General features: G+C 64.0%; 16 protein-coding genes and 1 pseudogene. 5 read left to right on the forward strand and 12 right to left on the reverse strand.

The window, feature by feature from the left end; all coding sequences use genetic code 11:
* Window positions 1-8: 8 nt before the first annotated feature.
* Window positions 9-1,400 (reverse strand): aminobacteriohopanetriol synthase HpnO, encoded by a 1,392-nt coding sequence (hpnO, locus tag ABIB00_RS32770; protein WP_354107204.1) that lies wholly within the window; start codon window positions 1,398-1,400, stop codon window positions 9-11.
* Window positions 1,401-1,541: 141 nt separating this feature from the next.
* On the opposite strand from hpnO, the gene ABIB00_RS32775 reads away from it, so the two are divergent.
* Window positions 1,542-2,174 carry a DUF2147 domain-containing protein gene (locus ABIB00_RS32775; protein ID WP_354107205.1) on the forward strand — a complete coding sequence of 211 codons (633 nt, stop codon included), beginning with the start codon at window positions 1,542-1,544 and terminating at the stop codon, window positions 2,172-2,174.
* On the opposite strand, the gene hpnN is transcribed toward ABIB00_RS32775, so the two are convergent.
* On the reverse strand, window positions 2,142-4,730 hold the full coding sequence (gene hpnN / locus ABIB00_RS32780; protein WP_354107206.1) for a hopanoid transporter HpnN: 2,589 nt from the start codon (window positions 4,728-4,730) through the stop codon (window positions 2,142-2,144). The two genes, ABIB00_RS32775 and hpnN, sit on opposite strands and share 33 nt — an antisense overlap.
* Window positions 4,731-5,280: 550 nt before the next feature.
* On the opposite strand from hpnN, the pseudogene ABIB00_RS32785 reads away from it, so the two are divergent.
* Window positions 5,281-5,682: pseudogene (locus tag ABIB00_RS32785) on the forward strand (4-hydroxy-3-methylbut-2-enyl diphosphate reductase); the annotation flags it as partial.
* Between the two features lie 35 nt (window positions 5,683-5,717).
* Entirely contained in the window at window positions 5,718-6,878 is a 1,161-nt protein-coding gene (gene hpnH / locus ABIB00_RS32790; protein WP_247349851.1) for an adenosyl-hopene transferase HpnH, read from the forward strand.
* A gap of 94 nt (window positions 6,879-6,972) precedes the next feature.
* On the opposite strand, the gene ABIB00_RS32795 is transcribed toward hpnH, so the two are convergent.
* The 6 genes from ABIB00_RS32795 to ABIB00_RS32820 form a co-directional block, all read right to left on the reverse strand.
* Window positions 6,973-7,722 (reverse strand): phosphorylase, encoded by a 750-nt coding sequence (locus tag ABIB00_RS32795; RefSeq protein WP_247349850.1) that lies wholly within the window; start codon window positions 7,720-7,722, stop codon window positions 6,973-6,975.
* Window positions 7,719-9,716, reverse strand: coding sequence for a squalene--hopene cyclase (shc, locus tag ABIB00_RS32800; RefSeq protein WP_354107207.1), 1,998 nt, complete (start codon window positions 9,714-9,716; stop codon window positions 7,719-7,721). Before shc ends, ABIB00_RS32795 begins: the two co-directional genes overlap by 4 nt.
* A 75-nt stretch (window positions 9,717-9,791) precedes the next feature.
* The gene (hpnE, locus tag ABIB00_RS32805; protein WP_354107208.1) at window positions 9,792-11,048 is read right to left on the reverse strand and encodes a hydroxysqualene dehydroxylase HpnE; all 1,257 of its coding nucleotides are present in this window, start codon (window positions 11,046-11,048) and stop codon (window positions 9,792-9,794) included.
* Window positions 11,048-11,887, reverse strand: a complete 840-nt coding sequence (gene hpnD / locus ABIB00_RS32810; protein ID WP_354107209.1) for a presqualene diphosphate synthase HpnD — start codon at window positions 11,885-11,887, stop codon at window positions 11,048-11,050. Before hpnD ends, hpnE begins: the two co-directional genes overlap by 1 nt.
* Window positions 11,877-12,761, reverse strand: a complete 885-nt coding sequence (gene hpnC, locus ABIB00_RS32815) for a squalene synthase HpnC (protein ID WP_354107210.1) — start codon at window positions 12,759-12,761, stop codon at window positions 11,877-11,879. The genes hpnD and hpnC overlap by 11 nt, the downstream gene beginning before the upstream one ends.
* Before the next feature lie 191 nt (window positions 12,762-12,952).
* Window positions 12,953-13,186 (reverse strand): hypothetical protein, encoded by a 234-nt coding sequence (locus tag ABIB00_RS32820; RefSeq protein WP_247349845.1) that lies wholly within the window; start codon window positions 13,184-13,186, stop codon window positions 12,953-12,955.
* A gap of 461 nt (window positions 13,187-13,647) precedes the next feature.
* Between ABIB00_RS32820 and ABIB00_RS32825 the strand changes: the two genes are divergently transcribed.
* On the forward strand, window positions 13,648-14,145 hold the full coding sequence (locus ABIB00_RS32825) for a hypothetical protein (protein WP_247447280.1): 498 nt from the start codon (window positions 13,648-13,650) through the stop codon (window positions 14,143-14,145).
* 101 nt (window positions 14,146-14,246) lie between these two features.
* On the opposite strand, the gene ABIB00_RS32830 is transcribed toward ABIB00_RS32825, so the two are convergent.
* The 4 genes from ABIB00_RS32830 to ABIB00_RS32845 form a co-directional block, all read right to left on the reverse strand.
* Window positions 14,247-16,613: an efflux RND transporter permease subunit gene (locus ABIB00_RS32830; protein WP_354107211.1), complete on the reverse strand. Its 2,367-nt coding sequence runs from the start codon at window positions 16,611-16,613 to the stop codon at window positions 14,247-14,249.
* 204 nt (window positions 16,614-16,817) lie between these two features.
* Complete coding sequence (eutC, locus tag ABIB00_RS32835; protein WP_354107212.1) at window positions 16,818-17,603, reverse strand: ethanolamine ammonia-lyase subunit EutC; 786 nt, start codon at window positions 17,601-17,603, stop codon at window positions 16,818-16,820.
* A gap of 6 nt (window positions 17,604-17,609) precedes the next feature.
* Window positions 17,610-19,196: a B12-binding domain-containing radical SAM protein gene (locus tag ABIB00_RS32840; protein WP_354107213.1), complete on the reverse strand. Its 1,587-nt coding sequence runs from the start codon at window positions 19,194-19,196 to the stop codon at window positions 17,610-17,612.
* Between the two features lie 152 nt (window positions 19,197-19,348).
* A complete protein-coding gene (locus tag ABIB00_RS32845; RefSeq protein WP_354107214.1) occupies window positions 19,349-20,731 on the reverse strand; it encodes an ethanolamine ammonia-lyase subunit EutB in 1,383 nt (460 codons plus the stop codon).
* A gap of 244 nt (window positions 20,732-20,975) precedes the next feature.
* Between ABIB00_RS32845 and ABIB00_RS32850 the strand changes: the two genes are divergently transcribed.
* On the forward strand, window positions 20,976-22,715 hold the full coding sequence (locus ABIB00_RS32850) for a methyl-accepting chemotaxis protein (RefSeq protein ID WP_354107215.1): 1,740 nt from the start codon (window positions 20,976-20,978) through the stop codon (window positions 22,713-22,715).
* The last annotated feature ends 293 nt before the right edge of the window (window positions 22,716-23,008 follow it).

The raw sequence follows: 23,008 nt of genomic DNA on the forward strand, positions 1-23,008 counted from the left end.
GGATCAGGTTACGCCGACCGCCTCACCGCGTTGTCCACCAGCGTCTTGCCGAGCGACCAGATCGCGCCGGGGACCTTGTGGCTACCGGCAATGACGTCGTCGAAGGCGCGCTCGATCCAGCCGCAATCTTCCTCGGTGATGGTGAGCGGCGGCAGCAGCTTGATAGTGTGGCTGCCGTGGCCGGCGACCTGGGTCAGGATCTTGTGATCTTTGAAGAGCGGCACGGTGATGAGCTGGCAGAACAGGCCCTTGTTGGCGGCCTCCAGCACGTTCCACGAGGCTCGCAGCCGCAGCGATTTCGGCGGACCGAACTCGATGCCGATCATCAAGCCCTTGCCGCGCACTTCCTTCAACAGCTCGTAGCCGGGCACCATGCGCGTGAGCGCAAGGCGCAGCTCGGCACCGCGCTTGGCGGCGGACTCGATCAGCTTCTCGGACTCCATGACGTCGAGCGTGGCGATGCCGGCTGCCATCGCCAGGTCGTTCTTGGAGAAGGTGGAGCCGTGCACCACCGCGCGGTCCATCTGGTTGAAGATCTTGTCGAAGATGCTCTTGCGCGTCAGCACCGCGCCGACCGGCACGTGGCCGCCGGACAGCGACTTCGACAGCAGCACCATGTCGGGCTCGACGTTCCAGTGCTCGACCGCGAGGAAGCGGCCGGTGCGGCCCATGCCGGTCTGGATCTCGTCGGCGACGAACAGCGTGCCGTATTTCTTGCAGAGCGCAGCCGCACCCGGCAGGAACTCGTCGGTGGGCATGTTGACGCCCTTGCCCTGGATCGGCTCGACGACGAAGGCCGCCACCTCCCGCGAGGCCAGCGCCTTTTCGAGCGCGGCGAGATCGTTGAACGGGATCGAGGTGCAACCCGGCAGCAGCGGCTCGAAGCCGGTGCGGAAGTTCGAATCACCCGTCAATGACAGCGCGCCATAGGTCAGGCCGTGATAGGCATGGGCGCAATAGACGATGCCGGGCCGGCCGGTGGCGCAGCGAGCGAACTTGATCGCGGCTTCGACGCATTCGGCGCCGGAATTGGCGAAGAACGCCTTGTCGAGATAGGGCACGTACTTCAAAAGCCGCTCGGCGAGCACGCCGGCGAGCACCGAGACGTCGAACTGGACGAGGTTGGGCAGGTCGGCATCGAGCACGCTCTTGAGCGCCTCGCGCATGACAGGATGATTGCGCCCGATCGCAAACACGCCAAAGCCGGACAAAAGGTCGAGATAGCGCGCGCCGTCTCGGTCGTAGAGGTACTGCCCCTGCCCCTTCTGGAAGCCGACATCATAGCCGATGGTCTTGAGCACCCGAACGAACTGCTCGTTCATATGCCGATTATGCAGGGCGCTGCGCTGGGCCTGACGGTCCGCGAATAGCTGAGACATGTCTGGATTTGGGCTGTGCATCCGTTACATACTTCGGTTGAGGGCCGTCTCGTCAACTGAAAACGGACCGTTGCCGAAAACGGTCTGTGCGGCCTTTTGCCCTTTTTCGGACCATCTTCGCAAGCACAGCTTTAGACCATGTTGCACTGCCAAGGAACTATCATGCGTTTAGCCCTTTACACCGGACTAATACTGGCTGGCGGTTTCACCTGCCTGACCCCGGCGCTCGCCGCCGATCCGACCGGCGACTGGCGGGTTGCCGACGCCGTGGCCAACATTCGTGTCGCCCAATGCAATGGCAGCATGTGGGGCGCGGTTTCCTGGGAAAAAGAGCCCGGCGGCCGCGATGAATACAATCCGGACGCGTCGAAAAAGACCAGGCCCACGCTGGGCATGGCGACCCTGATCGACATGAAGAAAAAGCCCGGCGCCGATCAGTGGGAGGGTCAGGTCTACAACGCCAAAGACGGCCAGCTCTACAGCGCGACCATCACGCCGGTTGGCACCGACCAGCTCGAGATCAAGGGCTGCGTGATGGGCTTCCTCTGCGGTGGCGAAACCTGGACCCGCGTTGGCCCGCCTATTCCCTTGAGCACCGCCAATGCCATGGCCAAGGGCACGCCGAAGTCCACCGGCGCGGTGCCGAAGGCCCCGGGAACGACGGGCGCTACAGCGGCGCAGCCTGCGCCGGCAGCGCCGAAGGCCGCCGGCACTGCCAAACCTGGTCAGAAGGGCGCCGCCGACCCGGTCGGCGACATCTGCCTACTCCCTGAGATTGCGGGGTTTGCCCATTAGCGCCGGCTGAAACAGCAGCACGGCGGCGAGCGTCGTCACCAGCGACAGCGCGAGCAGCTTGCCCATGCTGGACGTTCCCGGATGGCTCGACAGCCACAGGCTGCCGAACGCCGTCGCCGTCGTCATCGCGCTGAAAAAGATCGCACGCGTCAGGCTGGTCTGGAGCAGGTTTGTCCTGCCCGAGCGCCAGGCCACGACATAGTAGATCTTGAAGGCCACGCCGACGCCGAGCAGCAGCGGGAACGCGACGATATTGGCGAAGTTGAGCGGCAAGCCAATCAGCACGCAGATCTCGAGCGTTACCGCGCCGGCAACCAGGAGCGGCACCAAGGTCATCAGCACGTCGACGAACCGGCGCAGCGTGATCCACAGCAACAGGCCAATCACCAACAGCGCGTAGATTCCGGCATGGATGAACGCCTTCACCACGGTGTCGCCGGATTTCAGGATCGAGACCGGGCCGCCGATCGCTGTCGGCTCGGCAACGAGCACGGCCGCCGCAAATTTGCGCAGCGTGTCGTTATCGTTGGGATCGCCTTTGGGCAGCGCCTCGACGCGGATGATGCCGTCTTTGCTCTTCCAGGCGCTGATGAGGTCGGGTGGCAACGACTTCAGGGTGACCGGCTCGGCCTGCATCGCGTTCCGGAGCTGGTCGAACACGATCTTCATCGGCGCGACGAACACGTCCTGCGCCTTGTTCCGCGTAGCCTCGTCGCCATTGGCGAGCTTTTCCAGCGCGTCCGCGAGCCGGCGCGAGGCGACCGCACCCGGGCCCTTCGCATCGCCTGCGGTCCGGCGCAGATTGTCGACCGAGGATTTCAGCGCATCGACGTTCTCCTTGTCCGTCGGCGCCGCATCGATCTGGTCAGGATTGAGCGCAGGGTTCAGCACCTTGGCGCCCTGTGCAAGCAGCTTCAGCTTCGGCGGCTGGTCCTCAGGGACGAAGCTGTTGAGGGACATCACCCGCAGCACTTCGGGCACCTTCTCCAACTTCGCCTCCACCTGCTTTGCCTGCTCCTCCGACGTGGTCATCACATTGATGGCATTGGCGCCGGTGTTGGGATCCTTGCGCAAATCGAGGAAGGTCGCGATCGATTCGGCCTTCGGATTGCGCAGGTTCATCGGGTTGAAGTCGAACTTCATGAAGTAGAGCAGCGGCAGGCCGGCGACCGCGAGAAAGATCGTACCACCGACGACCAGCACGCGGTGCTTTTCCAGGAAGTGATCGAGCGGCGCCAGGAAGGCGTAGCCGACCGGCTCCTTCTCGCCGGGCGGATTCAACAGCTTCAGCATCGCCGGGAGTACGGTGATGCTGGTGAGGAACGCGACCAGCATGCCGACGCCGGCGATCTGGCCGAGCTCCGATATGCCCTTGTAGTCGGTCGGCATGAAGCAGAGGAAGCCGGCCGCGGTTGCCATCGCCGCCAGCGACAGCGGTATCGCCGAGCGCTTCGCGGCCAATACCAGCGCACCCGAAAGGTCGTTGTGCTTATAGCGCTCGGAGCGATAGCGGACGCTGTACTGAATACCGAAATCGACGCCGAGGCCGACGAACAGCACGGCGAACGCGATCGACAGCAAATTGAGCGAGCCCACCATCATCAGACCGGCGGCGGTTGTCAGCGCAAGACCGACGAAGAGATTGACGAACACCGCGAAGATGATCTTCGCCGAATGCAGCGCCAGCCACAGAATGAGCAGCACGACCAGAACCGTGCCGATGCCGTTGACGACAGCGCCTTCCTGGACGGTTGCATATTCCTCGTTGGCGATCGGGACCGGACCGGTCAGCCGCACGCGCGCCTGGTATTTGGTCGCAAACTCCAGATCGGCTGCGGCCTTGCGGATCGCGTCGGTGGCGCCCTTGCCGGGCTCCAGCGCGTTGTAGTCGAGGATCGGCTTGAACTCGATGAAGGCGCGCTTGTCCGAATCCGTCAGCGGCTCGTCACTGACGAGCTCTCGCCAGGAGAAGCTCGCACTGCCCTTGTTGAGCACGGTCTCAACCGTTTGTGCGATCTGGTTGAAGGGCCGTTCGGTGTTGTCGAGCTTCACTTGCCCGCGCTTGACGCCGGCAAGACCCGTCTCGAGCGCACCGGTCAGGCCGCGGATCGAGGGATCGCCCGCCATGATCTCGATCAGGGGTGCGGCGGATTCGAACTGGCTCGTGACCTTGGCGACCTCCTCGGTCGGCAGGAACAACAGGCCGTTCTTCTCGAAGAACTCGCCGGTGCCGAGCTGTTGCATCGACTGGAAGTCGGTTTTGTCGTCCTTCAGCTTGGCATAGAGCGCGTCCGACGCCGCAGTCGCCATCTCCGGCGTTTTGGCTTCGACCACCGCCGTGATCGTCGCATCGCGGTCGAAAGCGCGATCGAATTGCTGGTCGCGTTGGCGCCAGTCCAGATTTTGGGCAATCAGCGAATTGATGTCGGTGTTGATGGCGAAGTGATGGACCGTGTAGTAGCCCGCCCCCACCGCCAGCAGGAGCCCGAGAACGACGACGATGGGGGCAAACCGGGTGCAGGCCCTGACGATGGCAACGACTACGCTTTGCAGCACTTCTTTTCTTTCTGCGTTAACAGCTTCCCGGAAACGCCCGCTGTTTATCGGAGTTCCCGGGCGAAACCTATTGCTGTTTTGAGTGGCTCTTTCCGCCAGGAGGTTCGAGCTGAACGGCGGGAGGCCGTGGCAAAATCATGCGGGGCGGTCGGTATAGCCGAGGAGTTGAGGCGGGAAAGTGACCGAGGGCCGCGCACAAAATGTCGCCGTTTTGCCGACCGGAACGTTCTCTACTATAGTACCGCAAATGGATCCTGCAGGGGAACCAAAGTTCATGGGCCCCTTTCCTTGCTGCCGATTTTTTGACACAAAGTATTGCGCCTTCCATGTGTACCCGCATGGGCGACGGCTGCGTGCCGAAACCGATGGTGCGGATATTGCAGCTCATTGGTATCCGGGTGCTCCGGGGACTCAAGATGCGGATCGGTGCAACTTGCGTGATGGACGTCCAATGGAAGTTTATCTGGCGCAATCGCGCGGTTTTTGCGCGGGCGTAGTGGGTGCAATGGGGAGATTGAAGAACAAAGCCGCAACCACGGTGTCCGAGGGCATTACCGGGGCACTTCAGGCCCGCTTTACAGATATTCAAGGCCCGGACATCCGGGATATCTGCTATGCGACACAGAACCGCCAATCTGCGGTAAGGAACTGGAGCAAGTTGGTCGATGTGATCTTGGTGGTGGGCGCTGCCAATAGCTCGAACCGGCTCCGCGAAATCGGCACTGAGGCCGGCGTCGCGAGTTATATGATTGCCGACGGCAGCGCGCTCGATCCGGAGTGGTTGAAAGATGCCAGGACCGTCGGCGCCACGGCCGGCGCTTCGGCGTCCGGGGTACTCGTGGATGACGTGATCGAAGCGATGCGGCGGATCGGACCGGTACAGGTCTCGGTGCTGCCGGGCCGCGAGGAGAACATCGAATTCCGGCTTCCGGCCCAACTGGCTGCGAGTTGACCCACCCGAATTTCAAGCCCAGAAAGAAACTCGTAATGGCTATCCCCTTCTTCAAGGAAATGCGTATCGGCGGCTATTTGATCAAGCAGAAGCTGCTTGGCCGCAAGCGCTATCCGCTCGTGCTGATGCTGGAGCCGCTGTTTCGCTGCAACCTCGCCTGCGTCGGCTGCGGCAAGATCGACTATCCGGACGCGATCCTCAACCGCCGCATGAGCGCGCAGGAGTGCTGGGACGCAGCCGACGAATGCGGCGCGCCGATGGTCGCCATTCCCGGCGGCGAGCCGCTGATCCACAAGGAGATCGGCGAGATCGTGCGCGGCCTCGTCGCGCGCAAGAAGTTCGTCTCGCTCTGCACCAACGCGCTGCTGCTCGAGAAGAAGCTCGATCTGTTCGAGCCCTCGCCCTATCTGTTCTTCTCGGTGCATCTCGACGGCCTGAAGGAGCACCACGACAAGGCGGTGTCGCAGAAGGGCGTGTTCGATCGCGCCGTCTCCGCGATCAAGGCGGCCAAGGCCCGCGGCTTCACCGTCAACGTCAACGCCACCATCTTCGACGGCCATCCGGCCGAGGAGATTGCAAAATTCCTCGACCTCACCGTCGAGCTCGGTGTCGGCGTCTCGATGTCGCCGGGCTATGCCTATGAGCGTGCGCCCGACCAGGAGCACTTCCTCAACCGCACCAAGACCAAGAAGCTGTTCCGCGACGTCTTTGCGATGGGCAAGGGCAAGAAGTGGAATTTCATGCATTCCGGCCTGTTCCTCGACTTCCTCGCCGGCAACCAGGAATACGAGTGCACGCCGTGGGGCATGCCCGCGCGCAACATCTTCGGCTGGCAGAAGCCCTGCTATTTGCTCGGCGAAGGCTACGCGAAGACCTTCAAGGAGCTGATGGACACCACCGATTGGGAGACCTACGGCACCGGCAAGTACGAGAAGTGCGCCGACTGTATGGCCCATTGCGGCTACGAGCCGACGGCGGCGACCGCAGCCATCAGCCACCCGCTGAAGGCGATGTGGGTGTCGCTGCGCGGTGTCAGGACCACGGGTCCGATGGCGCCCGAGATCGACATGACCAAGCAGCGCCCTGCGCAGTACATCTTCTCGGCGGAAGTGCAGAAGCGCCTGTCAGAGATTCGCAAGGACGAGGCTGCCGCCGCGCAGGAGAAGGCCGCACGGAAGGCTTCGACGGCGGCGTAAGCGCGCAAGTCGGCCTTGTAGCCCGATCAAAAAACAAAGGCCCGGTCGCCAATGGCGAACCGGGCCTTTGTCTTTTGTCGGATCGGAAAACCGCTCAGGCCGCCTCGGAGACCAGAGCCTCGCTCTCGACGAGCTCGGTGCCGATCAGGAAGTCGCGGCAGCCGCGAAGCGAGCGCAGCGCGCGGTTGAAATCGATACCGGTCGAGACCAGTCCATGCAGCGCTGTCGGATTGCGCGCGATGCCGCGCAGCACGGCCAGCACGTCGATCTGGCCGTTCGGCTTGATGGCGGCGCGGGCGAGCGCCGGCAGCGCGCGATGGGCGGGATCGCTGATGACGCGGACCGCGGCGAACGGCAAGCCGGCTTCGGCGGCGTAGGCGGCCGCGATGTGGCTTTCCATGTCGACGGCGGCCGCTCCCGTCTCCGAATGCAGCGCCGCCTTGCAGGACCGCCCCGTGACCACTTCCTCGGCACCGGCGAGGCTGCCGCGCACCACGCGGCGGCGTCCCGACGTCAGGCGGTCGATGAGGTCGTCGCCGAGCGACAGCCCGGCGGCCCAGCGGGTGTCGCCGGCGAGCACTTCGGTCGCCAGCACGACGTCGCCGGAGCGCAGCGTCGGGTCGAGGCCGCCGGCCACGCCAAAGGAGATCACGCCGCGAATCGTCTCAGGATCCAGCACCGTCAGCAGCGCCCGCAACTGGGTCGGGCTGCTCGACGAACAGATGACCGCCATTCCGGGCCCGGCCGCGATGCGGGCCTCCTGAACCAGTCCGGTCACGATCAATATCGGCCGCGGATCAATGGCATTGCCCGCGGTAAGGTAGTCCCCCGTCCCCAAAGTCACATTCCGACCCCTACCACCCTGCTGTTGGTGTCCCTCAAGTTCCGATACCGGGCCAGCGCCCACAGCGGGAAGAACTTCGGGTAACCATGGTACCGCAGATAGAACACGCGGGGGAAGCCTGTGGCGGTGTACCGCTGCTCGTCCCACAGTCCTTTTTTGTTCTGTGTTGTAATCAGGTACTCCACCCCCCGGGCGACGGCCGGGTGATCGACCTCGCCGGCAGCCATAAGGGCAAGCAAGGCCCATGCCGTTTGCGAGGCGGTCGAGGGGGCTGCCTCCCAGCCGGCGTAGTCCAGGCGGTAGCTGACGGCGTCCTCACCCCAGCCCCCGTCCTGGTTCTGGATCGAGGCCAGCCAGCCGGCCGCCTTGCGCATCATCGGGTCGTCGTGACGGACGCCAGCCATGTTGAGGGCGCACAGCACCGACCAGGTTCCGTAGATGAAGTTCATGCCCCAGCGGCCATACCAGGACCCTTCCGGGTGCTGGGTCTTGCGGAGGTAGGCGATCCCGTCGGCGACGTGCTTGCTGGTCTTCGCGGTCTCGCCGAGCTGGGCCAGCATCGAGACACAGCGTGCGGTGACGTCCTCGGTCGGCGGATCGAGCAGCGCGCCATGGTCGGAGAACGGGATGTTGTTCAGATAATATTCGAGGTTGTTGACGTCGAAGGCAGCCCAGCCGCCGTCGTCGCTCTGCATGCCCTCAATCCACTCCCGGGCACGGTCGATCGCGGAATCATAACCGGCCGCATTATGCTCACGGCGCATGCGGTCCATCGACATCACGACCACCGCGGTGTCGTCGAGATCGGGATAATGGGCATTGTTGTACTGAAAGGCCCAGCCGCCCGGACGGACATTGGGCCGCTTCACCGCCCAGTCGCCCTTCACCGCGAGCTCCTGCTTCGGGATCAGCCAGTCGAGGCCCTGCTTAGCGGCAGGCACCGCCTTGTCACCGCCGGCTTCCAGCAGCGCGTGCGCGGTCAGCGTCGTGTCCCATACCGGTGAGACGCAGGGCTGGCAATAAGCCTCGTCGTCCTTGATCACGAGCAGCTTGTCGATGCCCCGGCGCGTGATCGCACGCGGCGGAAAATTCTCGTCCTTGCCGAGCGCGTCGTACATCATGACGATGTTGGCCATCGGCGGATAGATCGCGCCCATGCCGTCCTCGCCGTTGAGCCGATCCTCGGTGAAGGCGAGCGCCGCGTCGATGGCACGCTTGCGCAGGCTCTTGGGAAACATCGGCTCGACCACACGCAGGATGTGGTCGAGCGCGCGGAACAGCGCGAACCAGGCCAGGCTCTGGTGCGGCGCCTTGGCAGTCATGCAGATCGAGCGCGGATCCTGGAGGAATAGCTCGTCGATGCCGACAGCCTTCGGGTTCCTCGCGCGCGGCTTGAGCGCTGCGAGCACCATCAACGGCACCATGGTGGTGCGGGCCCAGTAGGAGATCTTGTTGAGATGGAATGGCGACCAGAACGGCAGCAGCACGATTTCGATCGGCAGCACCGGCACGGCGCGCCAGGTCACGATGCCGTACATCGCAAGCAAGAAGCGCGTGAAGACATTGCTGTTGATCGCGCCGCCGCGGGCGTGGATTGCCTCGCGCGCACGCACCATGTGCGGGCTGTCAGTGGAATCGCCGATCATCTTCAGCGCAAAATAGGCCTTCACGCTGGCACTCATGTCGAACTCGCCGTCATGCACCAGCGGCCAGCCGCCATGAGCCCCCTGAACGCGGCGAAGATAATTGGCGATCTTGGCCTCGAGCACGGCATCGACCGGCTCGGCAAGATAATGACGAAGCAGGACGTATTCGGCCGGAATGGTGCAATCGGCCTCGAGCTCGAACACCCAATGGCCGTCGGATTGCTGGAAGCCGATGACGCCTTCGGCGGCCGACGCAATGCTCGAGTCCAGGTTCCTGGAGTCCAAGTTCCTGGATTCCAGGTTCATAGATTCTTGGGCTTCGCGGTTGGTCGCGTTCACGGAATCCATCTCGCTCGATTGCTCCGTTAGTCGATTGAAATTGACCGAAATTGACCGGGGACAAATGCCCGTCAGGGCCGCCTGTCAGTATCCCTTGGCGGCCAGAACCAGATCGGCGGCGCGATCGCCGGATCGGACCGATCCCTCGATGGTTGCAGGCAATCCCGTAGCAGTCCAATCGCCTGCAAGAAACAGGTTTTTGAACGCAGTGACCGGCCCCGGGCGCAGGGCATTCTGCGCCGGCGTCGCCGCAAATGTGGCACGGCGCTCGCGCACGATCTGCCAGGGGGGCAGCTCGCCGGAAACACCGCCGGCCTTGCAGACATCGTTCCAGATCACCTGCGCGAGTTCCTCGCGCGGCATGTCGACCAGGCGGTCGCCGTTGCTGATGGTGACCGAAAGCCGGTTCGGGAACGCAAACAGCCACTCCACGACGCCGCCGATCACGCCGAGGATCGGAGCTGATCCCGCTGGCGGCTCAACGCGGAAATGCGCATTCACGATGGCGCGGAATTCGGTCGGCGTCTTCAGGCCGGGCAGCAGGTTGGAGGCGGCGCGCGGCGGCACCGCCATCACGACGACGTCGCCCGCGCCGATCTGGATCAGATCCTCGCCGCCGAAATTCAGCGCGCCGACCTTGCCGTCATTGGTCGCGAAGGAACGCAGTTCGTGGCCGAGTTGAACGGAGTGCCCGCGCTCGGTCAAGAATTTCACGGCGGGCTCGATCAGAACGTCACTGAGTCCGTCGCGCGCGATCAGGGGGCGGCAGGCCTGCCCGCCGGCGAGCAGCGTCTCGCGCACGATCGCGCCGGCAAGCCCCGCCGAGCCTTCGGGAGGATCGACGTTGAGCGCTGCGAGCAGCAGCGGCTGCACCAGGCGCTGATAGAGCACGCCCTCGCAGGGAATGGATTTGCCCACCAGCGTCTCTTCAGACGCCCAGATCAGCGGCGCCAGCTTCAGATAATCGGTGAGCCCGGTGTCGGGAACGCGGCGACTCTCGTCGAGCACCCAGGTCGGCAGCCGACCGTCGCCGAGATCGATCTGCCAGCGCTGCCCGGTCGTGATATCGACGAAGGGAAACTGCGCGCGCTCCGGTCCGACCAGGCCCGCCTCGGTGCCGATCGATCGCGCATAGGCGCGCGCATGGCTGTTGCCCGACAGCAGCAGATGATTGCCATTGTCGATGGTGAGATTGGTGGCGCCGTCGAAATACGAACGGCAGCGGCCGCCGGCGTGGTGCGTCGCCTCGTGCACGGCGACCTTGAAGCCGGCATTGGCGAGCCGCACGGCGGCGGAGAGGCCGGAAATTCCGGCGCCGATGATGTGAGCTGTTTTTTGCATCAGATGAGAGCGTAACGGAGCAGGATCAAGATGCGCGTGACTTTCGACACACGCACCGGCTCTCGCGGCGCGTCGAAACCGCGCGCGATCAGGAGGTCCAGAATGGCATGGTAGTATTTCGACATCATTCGGGGCGCGCGCACCGCGCGGCGGCGGTTGCGGTTCATGATCTCGTCCGACTTTTCGAAATACACCTTGGCGCGCTGCGCCAGCGGCAGGCAGACCTTTGGCAGCGCGCGCTCGAGGATCACGCGGTCCGGATCGTTGGAGGTGATGCCGGCATGCAGCAGCGCCTCGCGCGGCAGATAGAGCCGGCCGAGACCCGCGTCCTCGTCAATGTCGCGCAGGATATTGGTGAGCTGGAGCGCCCGGCCAAGATGATGGGCGAGCTCGATGCCGTCTTCTTCCGGCAGGCCGAACACCCGGACCGACAGCCGCCCCACGGCGCTCGCGACGCGATCGCAATAGAGATCCAGCGTCGCCATGTCGGGCGCGCGGATGTCCTGCGGCACGTCCATCTCCATGCCGTCGACGATGGCGAGGAAATCCTCGCGCTTGAGGCCGAAGTTCTTCACCGAGTGGACGTAGTCCTTCAGCCGCGGCGGCGGGTTGCCCTGGTAGAGCGCATCGATGTCGTTGCGCCACGCCTGAAGTGCGGCGAGCCGCTCGTCGCGCGGGCCATCGGAATCGGCGATGTCGTCAACCTGACGGCAGAAGCTGTAGATCTGGAACATCGCTTCGCGCTGGTCGTGCGGCAGGATGCGCATCGCGGCGTAAAACGAACTGCCGGATGCGGTCGAGCCATAATTGGCGCCGGGCGAGGTCGCCTCAAGCGTCATGTGCAGTCCCCGGTCTGGAAATGGCCTTGCGTCCGATCGCGCGGCGGCCGACTTCGCCGATCATGCCGGCGAGGCTGAAGGTGAGGAGCTCGAACTTGTTCAGGTGCACGCGCTCGCGCAGGGGATCGCGCACCTTCAACAGACGCACGATGCGGTCGGCATAGGCCTGGATCACCGAGACTTCGACGCCGAGGCGGAAGTCCCTGATCTCCGCGCTGAGCGACCTGCCCTCGTTGAGCAGCGCTTCGTTGCGCACGGCAAGCGCCTGAAGGCAGGCCAGCATCGCCGGCGGCGATTGCGTCAGCCCGAGCTGCTCGACCGAGGCGCCGCTTGCGGCCAGCGCATCGCGCGGCAGATAGACGCGGTTGAGCTCGCGGAAATCCTTGCCGCAATCCTGAAGGTGGTTGTTGATCTGCAGCGCCGCGCAGAGCGCATCCGACGCGGCCCAGGTCGACGTGCTCTCGCCATGAACGTCGAGCATGAAGCGGCCGACCGGCATCGCCGAGTAGCGGCAATAATGGATGACCTCGTCCCAGTTCTCGTAGCGTAGCTTGGTCACGTCCATGCGGAACGCGATGAGCACGTCGAGTGCGTGGCGCGGCGCCATGCCGCGTTCGGCCAGTGCGCGCCGCAAGCTGACGGCCTCGGCCTGGGTGTCGCCCGTGCCGAGCAATTCCGCCTCGAGCAGGTCGAGATAAGCGAGCTTCTCGTCGCCCGGCAGCGTGGCGTGGTCGGCAATGTCGTCGGCGGTGCGGACGAAATTGTAATACGCCAGGATCAAGGCGCGATGACGCGCATGAATGATCCAGGACGCGACGGGAAAATTCTCGTCGCGCTCACCCTTGCCGGATCGCAATTCGCTCGCAGAGGTCATCGAGGGCTGGTCTACAATCGTTTGGACAGGAAGGGCTTTTTCGCTCGCGCGGGCTCATGCCGGCGATGCCGCCGCGGCCCCCATATAGGGGAATACGGCCGCAAAACCAATCCTGTCTCTCGATGGCTGCCCTTCCGGGTTCGGCCCGAAAAGGCGACCCCGGGGCCGCCCTTGTGGGCCAGTGGCCGAGCTTACTGGTTGTGGTTCTTCAGGACCTGGTCGCAGGCCTGCGAAATCTTGGCCCGGTTTTCCTTGAGGCAGGCCAGAATGGTGAAATCGCCCTGATCGATGACCGGCCGGCAGAGCTTCTGCACATCGCGCGAGCAGGCCTTCTGCTCGGAGTCCGTGCCGCGCCCTTGCTGGGCGAACGCTGCGGTCGAGAGGGAGGCCGACAGCAAGGTGAGAGCGACGAGAAGCTTACGCATTGTATTCCTTCATTCTGACGGCAGAATCGCGCCGATCCCGGACCACACAGGGGGACGACCGGAAACGGATTGTTCTGATGGCAAGTTGCCGCGGAAAGTGCAGCCTCGGAGAAGGCACAAGCACTGGTAAATGCGGCCAAATTGGCGCCAGATCCACCAAATCAGGTCTTCCCTGCACCTTCTCTGGCAAATGTAAGAGATTGATACTACGTCATAATTCAGGCACGCCGCGTTTTGCTGCGCACCTGTTGCAGAGCTGCATCTCTCGACCCGGCCTTGGGCGCCAGAAATATGCCGAAACACCGCAAATCGCGAGGTCGGAGCATGGCGCGAGGCGTCGTGAACCGCCATCTCTGGCAGTCAGGCATTGAACCTGACACTGGCTCGGAACACTAAACTTTCGATGTGGCGAGACGTTCTCGGTGATCAGCGGACGTCCTTCTAGAACGGGATATTTTAAGATGAAATTCTTTGGGCGATCTGGACAGGCAATCAAGGCGGCTGGCATCGGGGCTGCGCTGCTCTTCTCAGTTTCGGCAAGCCAGGCTCAGTCGTCCGGACCGTTTGCAGGCTTCGAAGGCGCGTGGACCGGCACCGGCACGGTGTCGCTGTCCGACGGCTCCACCGAGCGCATCCGCTGCAAGGCGGACTACAAGGTCGCCGGTACCGGTCTCAGCCTCAAGCAGGCGTTGCACTGTGCGTCCGACAGTTACAAGTTCGACCTCACCAGCGACGTGACGAGCCAGGGCGAGCGCATCTCCGGCAATTGGAGCGAGGCCAACCGCAACATCTTCGGCAATTTGCAGGGCACCGCCGGCGGCGGCCAGATCGAGGTGTTCGTCGAGGCCAACGGCTTCGCCGCCAATTTGTCGCTGCGCACCAATGGCACCAAGCAGACGGTGCAGATCTCCTCCAAGGGCGAGATCCGCGGCGTCAACATCACGATGACGAAGGGCTGATAGCCTTCACGCTTCCCAGGCTTCAGATCAAAACAAACCCCTGGCTTTCGCCAGGGGTTTTTCTTTTATCAGAATATGGTCGACCGTTCGTCGCGATCGATTCAGATCGCGCGCTTGTCCGCGCCCTGAAGCTTGGCGTGCAGATTGATCAGCCACATCGCGGTCGGCCGCAGGATGAAGAGATCGGCGACGAGGGCCATGACCATCGAGAAGGCGCTGAGCCAGCCGAACAGCCGCAGCGACGGCAGGTCCGAGAACACGGTGACGACGAGGCCGCAGGCCAGCACCAGCGTCGTCAAGATCAGCGCCGGGCCGACCAGCACGGTCGCGCGCTCCACCGCGAGCGCCGAACCGACGCCCGGCTTGCTCTCGAGCCTGAGGCGGTTGAGGAAGTGGATGGTTGCGCTCAGCCCCAGGCCGAACGAGACGGTCAGCGCCACGACACTGGCGAATTGCAGGCCCTCGTCCATTGCCCACAGCACCGTTCCCGACATCACCACCGGGAAGATGCCCGGCAGGATGCAGGCGAACATCACGACCCAGGAGCGGAAGGCGAGGCCGATGAAGATCGCGACCAGCGCGAATTCGACGGTGAGCCCGCGATTCAGCTTCTCGATCATGCCGGCCGAGTTGCGCGCCGCGATCGCGGCAAGACCCGTCACCGCCACCTCGTAGCCGGGGTGCTTCTTGCGAACGGCGTCGAGCTCGGAATCGAGCTTGTCGACAATCGGCAGGAGCTGGCTGGAATCCTTGTCGGGCACGCGGCCGGCCACCAAGACCGCATCCTGTTGGGCATCGATGAAACGCCGCACCAGATGCTCAGGAATGACGCTGACATATTCCTTCAGCGTCGCGACGTCGGCGGTGCCGGCCTTGTCCGCAAGCCAGCGGCGCAGAGTCTCGACCGACCAGACGTTGCCGACACCAGCCGCCTTCTCCACGGTCGCGTGCACGTCCGCGATTGTTTGCAGCGTCTCCGGCGAATAGAGCGTTTCATCCTTGGGGAACTTGATCAGCACGTTGATCGGGTTGGCGCCGGTGAGCTTGGCATCGAGCCGGTCGCTGGCGGCGACGGCCTGGCGCTTGTCCGGCACCTGGTCGGCGAGCCGGTAGCGCGGCTCCAGATTGGCGTAGATGACGCCGAGGCCGGCGACGAACACCACCGCGATCAGACTGAACAGGCCGGGGCGGCCCACCATGCGCACCGCGATCCAGTAGCAGAAATTGCGCAGTGCCTGCACACCCGCATCGGCACTCTGGAATTTGGTCGCGAACGTCTGCTCGTTGCGCACCAGCAGTACGCCGAACACCGGCACCAGTGACAGCACCGCGACCAGAGCGATCATGGTTGCGGCGAGACCCGCCTCGCCGAATTTGCGGATCAGGTCGGAGTCGGAGAACTGGAGCGCAATGAACGAAATGCCGGCGGTGCCGTGCGTCAGCACGCAGGCCGGCCCCACCACCAGCACCGCGTTCTTGAACGCGGTATACTTGTCCTGACCTGCGATCAGCCGGTCGCGCGCCGCGAAGGTGAGCTGCATCGAATCGGAGAAGCTGATGACCATGATGAGCGGCGTCATCACGTTCAGGAACATGTTGAGATTGAAATTGGCCCAGCCGAGCGCGCCGAGCGCCAGCAGGATCGCGATCATCGGCGGGAACGCCGCCGCCACCATGAACGAAACCTTGCGGAAGAAGATGATGGCGATGACGCAGCCCGCGAGAATACCCAGGATGTTGTAGGTGAGTCCGTCGCGCTCGACCGCGTTGCGGATCTCGAGCTGCATGACCGGCACGCCGGAGAGCTGCACGTTGAGCCCGGTGTCGCTGAGGTCTTCCTTCATCAGCGCGCGGATATCGGCGACGGTCTTGGTCAGCTTGTTGGAGGCGACCACCTCCGGATCGAGCGAAAGCACGATCAGCGCCAGCGTGCCGTCCTCCGACAACAGCTTGCCGCGAATGATCTCGTTGTTTTTGACGGTCTCGATGAACTTGTCATAGGCCTCGCCCTCAGGCAGGTCGGCCGGGAACAGCGCGGCCGGCAGCTTGCCCGGCGCCGGCGCCTGACGCGCGGAGAACAGCGAGACCAGGCCGCGCGTGCCCTCGACCAATTGCATGTCGGTGACGAAGTCGCGCAGCTTCTCGAGGTTTTTCCGCGCCAGCAGAGTCTTGCCCTCGACCACGACGAGGACGTCGAACTCCTCGGCCGGGAACTTCTTGGTCACCTCTTCATACTGGTGGAATTCGCGGGAATTGGAGCGGAAGAGCTGCGACAGCGAATCGTCGATCTTGATCCGGTGAATGCCGAACACGGCGCCGACGATAAGCACGAGCAGGACGATGCAGGAAACGATCGGTGCCCGGACGGCGATCAGCCCGATGCGCTCAAGCCCGAAGGCGATCGAGGACGCAGGTCCCTGCTCGACCTTCTCGACATGAACCTCATTCTCACGGTGCTTTTCGAGCATGCCTTGTCCAGTTCCTAAATCGGCTCGGTCTGTGAGCTTGTTGCGCCCCGCGAACGGCCTGAAAATGCCATACCAATGGGAGGCTTGCCTTTGAAAATGCGCGGAAAATCGCCGCGAGGGGTTTAGCAGGACAATCACCCCTCTCGCAAGCAGGCGAAGTGTGGCCAAATCGATCAAGATGTGGCGATTTTGCCGTAATGCCCGTCATAAGGGCAAAGCCATGCCAATTCGACGCGGCGCGCGGTCCGCGCTCTCGTCTTTCAGCGCCACGCCGGTGACCTCCCGGGCCAGCCCTTCGCGGACCAGCCAGGCGATCTTGAAAGCAGCCTCGTCATAGCTCAAACCGGCCTTGTGGATGTTCGACACGCAATTGCGCTCGGCATCGGTGCGGCCCGGCTTCGGTGCGAAAGTCAGATAGGCGCCGAGGCTGTCGGGCGCCGACAGGCCCGGCCTCTCGCCGATCAGCGTCAGGACCATGCGCGCACCGAGAATGGCACCGATCTCGTCGCCGAGCGCGACGCGCACGCCTGAGGCGACGACGACATGGCCGATCGCGACATCATCGTCGGCTGCGAGCAGCCGCATCAGACACGTCATCAGCGCGGCCGCATGGGCGTGGACCGCTGCCGCCGACAGGCCGTCGCCGATCACGACCGCGAGTGGGCACGGCCCCGAGGCACTTCGCGTCAGAGCCTCGACTGATCCGGCATCGAGCTGCCTGCCCAGATCGGGACGCCGCAAATAGTCCCTGCGGTCGACCGCCCGGCTCCGTGCCTCGGTGGCGACGAGGCCAAGCGCGCGGAGATCGGCGACCAGTCGCGGCGCGTCGAAAGCGGCATGCACGGCGTCGCGGGCACGGGCATGGTCCAGCGTGAAGTCGAGCAGCGCGCGCGTCGGCACGCTCGCGCCGCTGCGCCCGAGCGCGACGCGCGCAGGCGTGAGCGACCGCAGATCGAGGGTCGGGCGGCGCGGAACGGCCGGGTCAGACATGTTGCGTCATTCGGCGGGAACGGAAGCCTCGCGCAGCCGCAGCGAATAGTTCGACGCATTCGTCTCGCCGCTCGATGCTTCACGCGCAAAGGTGATGAGATGGTGCGCAATCAGGGTGCAGCCGATCAGGCCTTCGAGATCGCCGCGCTTGATGCGCCCCAGCGCGAACTTCCAGAACACGCGCTTGTAGTCGCCGAGCACGCCGACCTTCCAGAAAATATTTCGCAGCATGACGAGGCCGCGCCTGATGTTGGGCCAGGTCTTCATCTCGTCCGGCTTCGGCATCTTCAGGCGGTGCACGTAAACGTGGTCGCATTGATATTGGAAGCGCGCGTAGACCTTCTCGGGCTCGTAGGCGACGGCCATGGCGTGCTTCCAGGATGCGACGACGTCGTCATAGGGCAACAGGAAGTTGACATTGGAATCGCGGCCGTCGTCCTCGACCAGGCGTCCCTCGCGCTCCAGGCGGTCCCACAGCGGCGTCTTCGGCAGCGCCTGAAGCAGATTGATGGTGAGAAGCGGAATCTGGGACTCCTCGACGAAGTCGAGCAGCACCTCGGACGTGTTCGGCTTGTCAGTGTCGAGCCCCATGATGATGCCGGACACGACCTCCATGCCGTAGGAGTTGATGGTCTGCACGCCCTCGAGGATCGGGACCATCATGTTGTGGTCCTTGTGCATCGCCTTCAGCGCATCGGGGTCGGGCGTCTCGATGCCGCAGAAGATGGTGACGAAATAGGCCTCGCGCATCTTCTCGAGGATTTCGGGCCGCTTGGCGATATTGAGCGTCGCCTCGCAGGCGAGCCGCACCACGTAGCCGGTCCTCTTCTGCCATTCGATCAGGTGCGGCAAGAGGTCCAGCGCCGCCTTGCGGTTGCCGATGAAATTGTCGTCGACAAAATAGACCGTGTCGGTCATGCCGCATTCGCGCAGTCGGTCGAGCTCGGCGATGATCTGCTCGGGCGATTTGAGGCGCGGGTTGCGGCCGTAGAGTCCGGGGATGTCGCAGAACTCGCACTGATAGGGACAGCCGCTGGAATATTGGATGCTGCCGAGAAAGTATTTCTTCACGTCGGCGAGCTCGTAGGCCGGGATCGGAAACTCCGTCATCGGCACACGGTCCTTGGTGGTCAGCACCACCTGGGCCTCGGGACGCGAGATGTCGCGCGACAGGATCTCGAACAGCTGGTTGGTGGCGTCGCCGAGTTCGCCGACATGGAGATAGTCGAACGACGGATAATAGTCCGGACAGGCGCTGACCGAGGGACCGCCGAGCGCGACCGGCAAGTCGAATTCATGGGCGCGCCGGCAGATATCGTTCATGTGCTGGCGCTGGATGTGCATGCCGCTGACGAAGACCGCCTCCGCCCATTCGAACTCCTCCTTCGTCGTGCGGCGAAGGTTCTCGTCGACGAATTTGACCTGCCATTCCCTGGGTAGATAGGCCGCGAGCAGCAAAAGCCCCTGCGGCGGCATGAAGGCGCGGACGCCATCGGTCAGGGGATAGGAATGCTCGAACGTTCCGAACGACGACGTGTATCGCGGAAACACGCAGAGAATCCGTCGGGACGTACCGTTACTTTCAGCTCGCATCAAAGCTCCCCCGCCACGCTCGACATAGCCGCGGAAATTGCCAGCCCGACGTATAGCGTAATGCTGTCGCCGGAATTTCTCAATATTGTGGCATGAGCATAATTCCCGAAGGGACCAATGGTTTCCTCAAGCCGCCGGGTGCTTCCGCCGCGTCACGCGATCAGCCGGGAGGCAAAATCGGGCAGCAGGCCAGCATCGCCGGCAAGCCGGAAGTCAGCGCCCACAATGCCCGACTGCGCCAGCCAGTCGTCGAATTCCGGCGCACGACGCAGTCCGAAGACGTCGCGGACGTAGAGCGCGTCGTGAAAAGACGTGGACTGATAGTTCAGCATGACGTCATCGGCGCCGGGGACGCCCATGATGAAGGTGACGCCGGCGGCCGCGAGCAGCGTCAGCAGATTGTCCATGTCGTCCTGGTCCGCCTCGGCATGGTTAGTGTAGCAGATGTCGATCCCCAGCGGCAGGCCGAGCAGCTTGCCGCAAAAGTGATCCTCCAGCCCCGCCCGGATGATTTCCTTGCCGTCGTAAAGATATTCCGGGCCGATGAAGCCGACCACGCTGTTGACCAGGAGGGGCGCAAAGGCGCGGGCGACCGCATAGGCGCGGGCCTCGCAGGTCTGCTGGTCGACGCCGTGATGGGCATTGGCCGACAGCGCCGAGCCCTGCCCGGTCTCGAAATACATCACGTTCTGCCCGACCGTGCCGCGCTTCTGCGACAGCCCGGCGTCCTGCGCCTCCTTCAGCAGCGCGAGGTCGACACCAAAACTGCGGTTGGCAGCTTCGGTGCCGGCGACCGACTGGAAGACGAGATCGACCGGCACACCCTGCCCGATCAGCGATAGCGTCGTGGTGACATGGGTCAGCACGCAAGCCTGGGTCGGGATTTTCAGCCGCGCGATGATCTCGTCGAGCAGCCGCAGCAATTGGCCGATCACAGCCGGGTCGTCGCTCGCCGGGTTGATGCCGATGCAGGCATCGCCGGCGCCGAGCAGGATGCCGTCGAGGATCGAGGCGGTGATGCCCCTGGCGTCGTCAAAGGGATGGTTGGGCTGGAGCCGGGTGCTCATTCGGCCCCTCAGGCCGATGGTGTTGCGGAACGCGGTGGCGACCTCGCATTTTCGCGCCGCCAGGATCAGATCCTGGTTGCGCATCAGCTTTGAGACCGCTGCCGCCATCTCCGGCGTGATACCGGGCGCCAGCTTGCGCAGGATTTCTGGCGTGGCGGCATCCGACAGCAGCCAGTCGCGGAAGGCGCCGACGGTCAACGAGGCCACCGGCGCGAAGGCCTTGGCGTCGTGGCAGTCGATGACGAGGCGGGTGACCTCGTCGGCTTCATAGGGGACAACGGCTTCCTGCAAGAACTGCCCGAGCGGGACGTCGGCGAGCGCCATCCGCGCCGCGATCATCTGCTCGGCGCTGGCGGCGGCAATCCCGGCCAGCCGGTCGCCGGAGCGCGGCGGGGTTGCTTTGGCGAGCAGGTCGCGCAAATCCGGGAACGTGTAGGTCGTGGCGTCGATGGTGTGGCGGTAGACCAAGGGTCTCTCCGGGGGTTCGTCGGCCAGTGACCGAGTCCAGCACGATCCCAAGACTATCACGAACCCAAGACTATACCTTCAGATCAAGACGCTGAAATATCTTACCTTTCTTTCGAGCAAGCACGAAGACGGGGGCAAATCCCGCGTTAACGCAGCGTCCATCTTCATTCTGCATAGTTTTGCATCAATTTTGCACGACCGCGCTCTCCCGGCCGCTCCCGGCCATTCAGGGCCCTTGAACATCATGACCATCAACCAATCTGGGAATGCCGCCGGCCTGGCAGGCCGCTTTACGCTTGCCAATAAGCTGTACGCGATCTTCGCGCTGTTCGCGCTGCTGACGGCGGCGATCGCGATGCTGTCCGACTACAACAGCCGCCGCGGCGCCGACCTGACCAGCGCGATCGAGACCGCGAACGCCGCCGCGCTCAACGTCGAGCGGGTCAACTCGCTGGTCTATGCGGTCGTGATGGAATCGCGCGGCGTCTACATGTCGACGGAGCCTGCCGTCGTCAAGAAATACGCCGAGGGCCTGCTCAAGTTCAACGCCCAGATCCTCGACGTCGTGAAACGCTGGGAAACCATCGTCCGGGCTGACGATGCCGAACAGTTCGCCACCTTCAAGAAGCGCATCGAGCAGTTCGTCGAATTCCGCAAGGAACTGGTGCGGCGCGGCGTCGAGATCAATGCGGCCGCGGGCCGCGAATGGGGCGACAACGACGCCAACCGCGCCGTGCGCTCGGCTCTGAACAAGGATCTCGAGGCGCTGTCCAAGGTCTATGCTGAGCGCGGCAGGCAGATCGCGCATGAGACCGAGACCAATCGCATCCTCTCCCTCGTCCTGACCTGCCTCGGCGGCGTGGCGCTGGCGCTGGTCGTGATCGGCATCGTCATCATCGCCCGCTCGATCGCCCGTCCCCTCTCCGCCATCACCGCGACCATCAAGCAGGTCGCAGACGGCGCCGAGAACGTCGTGGTGCCGCACGCTGACCGCGCCGACGAGATCGGCGCGTTGGCACGCGCGATCCAGATCTTCCAGGACGCGATGGGGCGCAACCGCAACCTCGCCTCGCAGGTCTCGCAGGACTCCGCCGCGCGCGAGGAGCGCGCTCGCCATATCGAGCAATCCGTCGACATTTTTCGCGAGGCGATCGGCGCGATCATGCGCGGCCTCAGCGACAGCGCCTCCGTCATGCGTGAGACGGCGCAGACCATCACCCGCGTCACCGCGGATGCGAGCAGCCGCGCCGGCACGGCGGCGAACGCCACCGAACAGGCCTCCCACAACGTCACGGCGGTCGCGGGTGCAGCCGAGGAGCTGTCGGCGTCCGTGGTGGAGATCGGCCGGCAGGTGCGGCAGTCGGCCAGCGCGGTCGAGCAGACCGGCCAGCGCACCGAGAAATCGATCGCCGAGATCGAGAGCCTGGCGGCCGCCACGCAACGCATCGACGGCGTGCTCAGCCTGATCCAGGCGATCGCCGAGCAGACCAATCTGCTCGCGCTCAACGCCACCATCGAAGCCGCCCGCGCTGGCGACGCCGGCCGCGGCTTTGCCGTTGTCGCACACGAAGTGAAGGCGCTGGCCGGCCAGACCGCGAAGGCGACCGCCGATATCAGCGAGAACGTCTCGATGATCCAGTCCTCCACTCGCAACGCGGTCGAGGCCGTGCGCGAGATCGGCGGCGCAGTCCGCGAGATCAACGACGTCACTTCGGCGATCGCCGGCGCCATCGGCCAGCAGGACGCCGCCACGCGCGAGATCTCGTCCAACGCGCAGTCGGCTGCCCAAGGCAACGAAACCCTCGTCGCCAACATCACCTCGCTCCGCGACGCCATCGGCGAGACCGATACGGCGGCGTCCTCGGTGCTGACGGCAGCGAGCAGCCTGACCGCAACCGCGGACACGCTGTCACGCGAGGTGGAAAAATTCTTCCGGAATTTGCGGTCGGGAGCGGCGGACAGCGGTATCGCAAAGGCGGGATGACGGCGCGTCCACCGCCAGATGAGCCGGCGGTGGGGTCGCTTCACCAAAAAACGCGAAAACAACCCCATGCACAGTAGCCGGGGATAGCGATATCAATGACTTGGCGGCCCCCGCGACGCATTGCGGATTTTACGAATCCGTTTGACTCGTCGGGCAAAACACCGGCAGGATGGCATCATGCAGTCCTGCTCGAACCATCCGTTCAATCCTGCACGCCTCCGGGACTAGGGCGGCACTCTCGATCCGGTCAGCCAGCGAGAGCATCTCTTACCCGCATCCTTCGAAGATGCATG

The sequence above is a fragment of the Bradyrhizobium sp. LB14.3 genome (assembly GCF_040547985.1).
Lineage (GTDB): Bacteria > Pseudomonadota > Alphaproteobacteria > Rhizobiales > Xanthobacteraceae > Bradyrhizobium.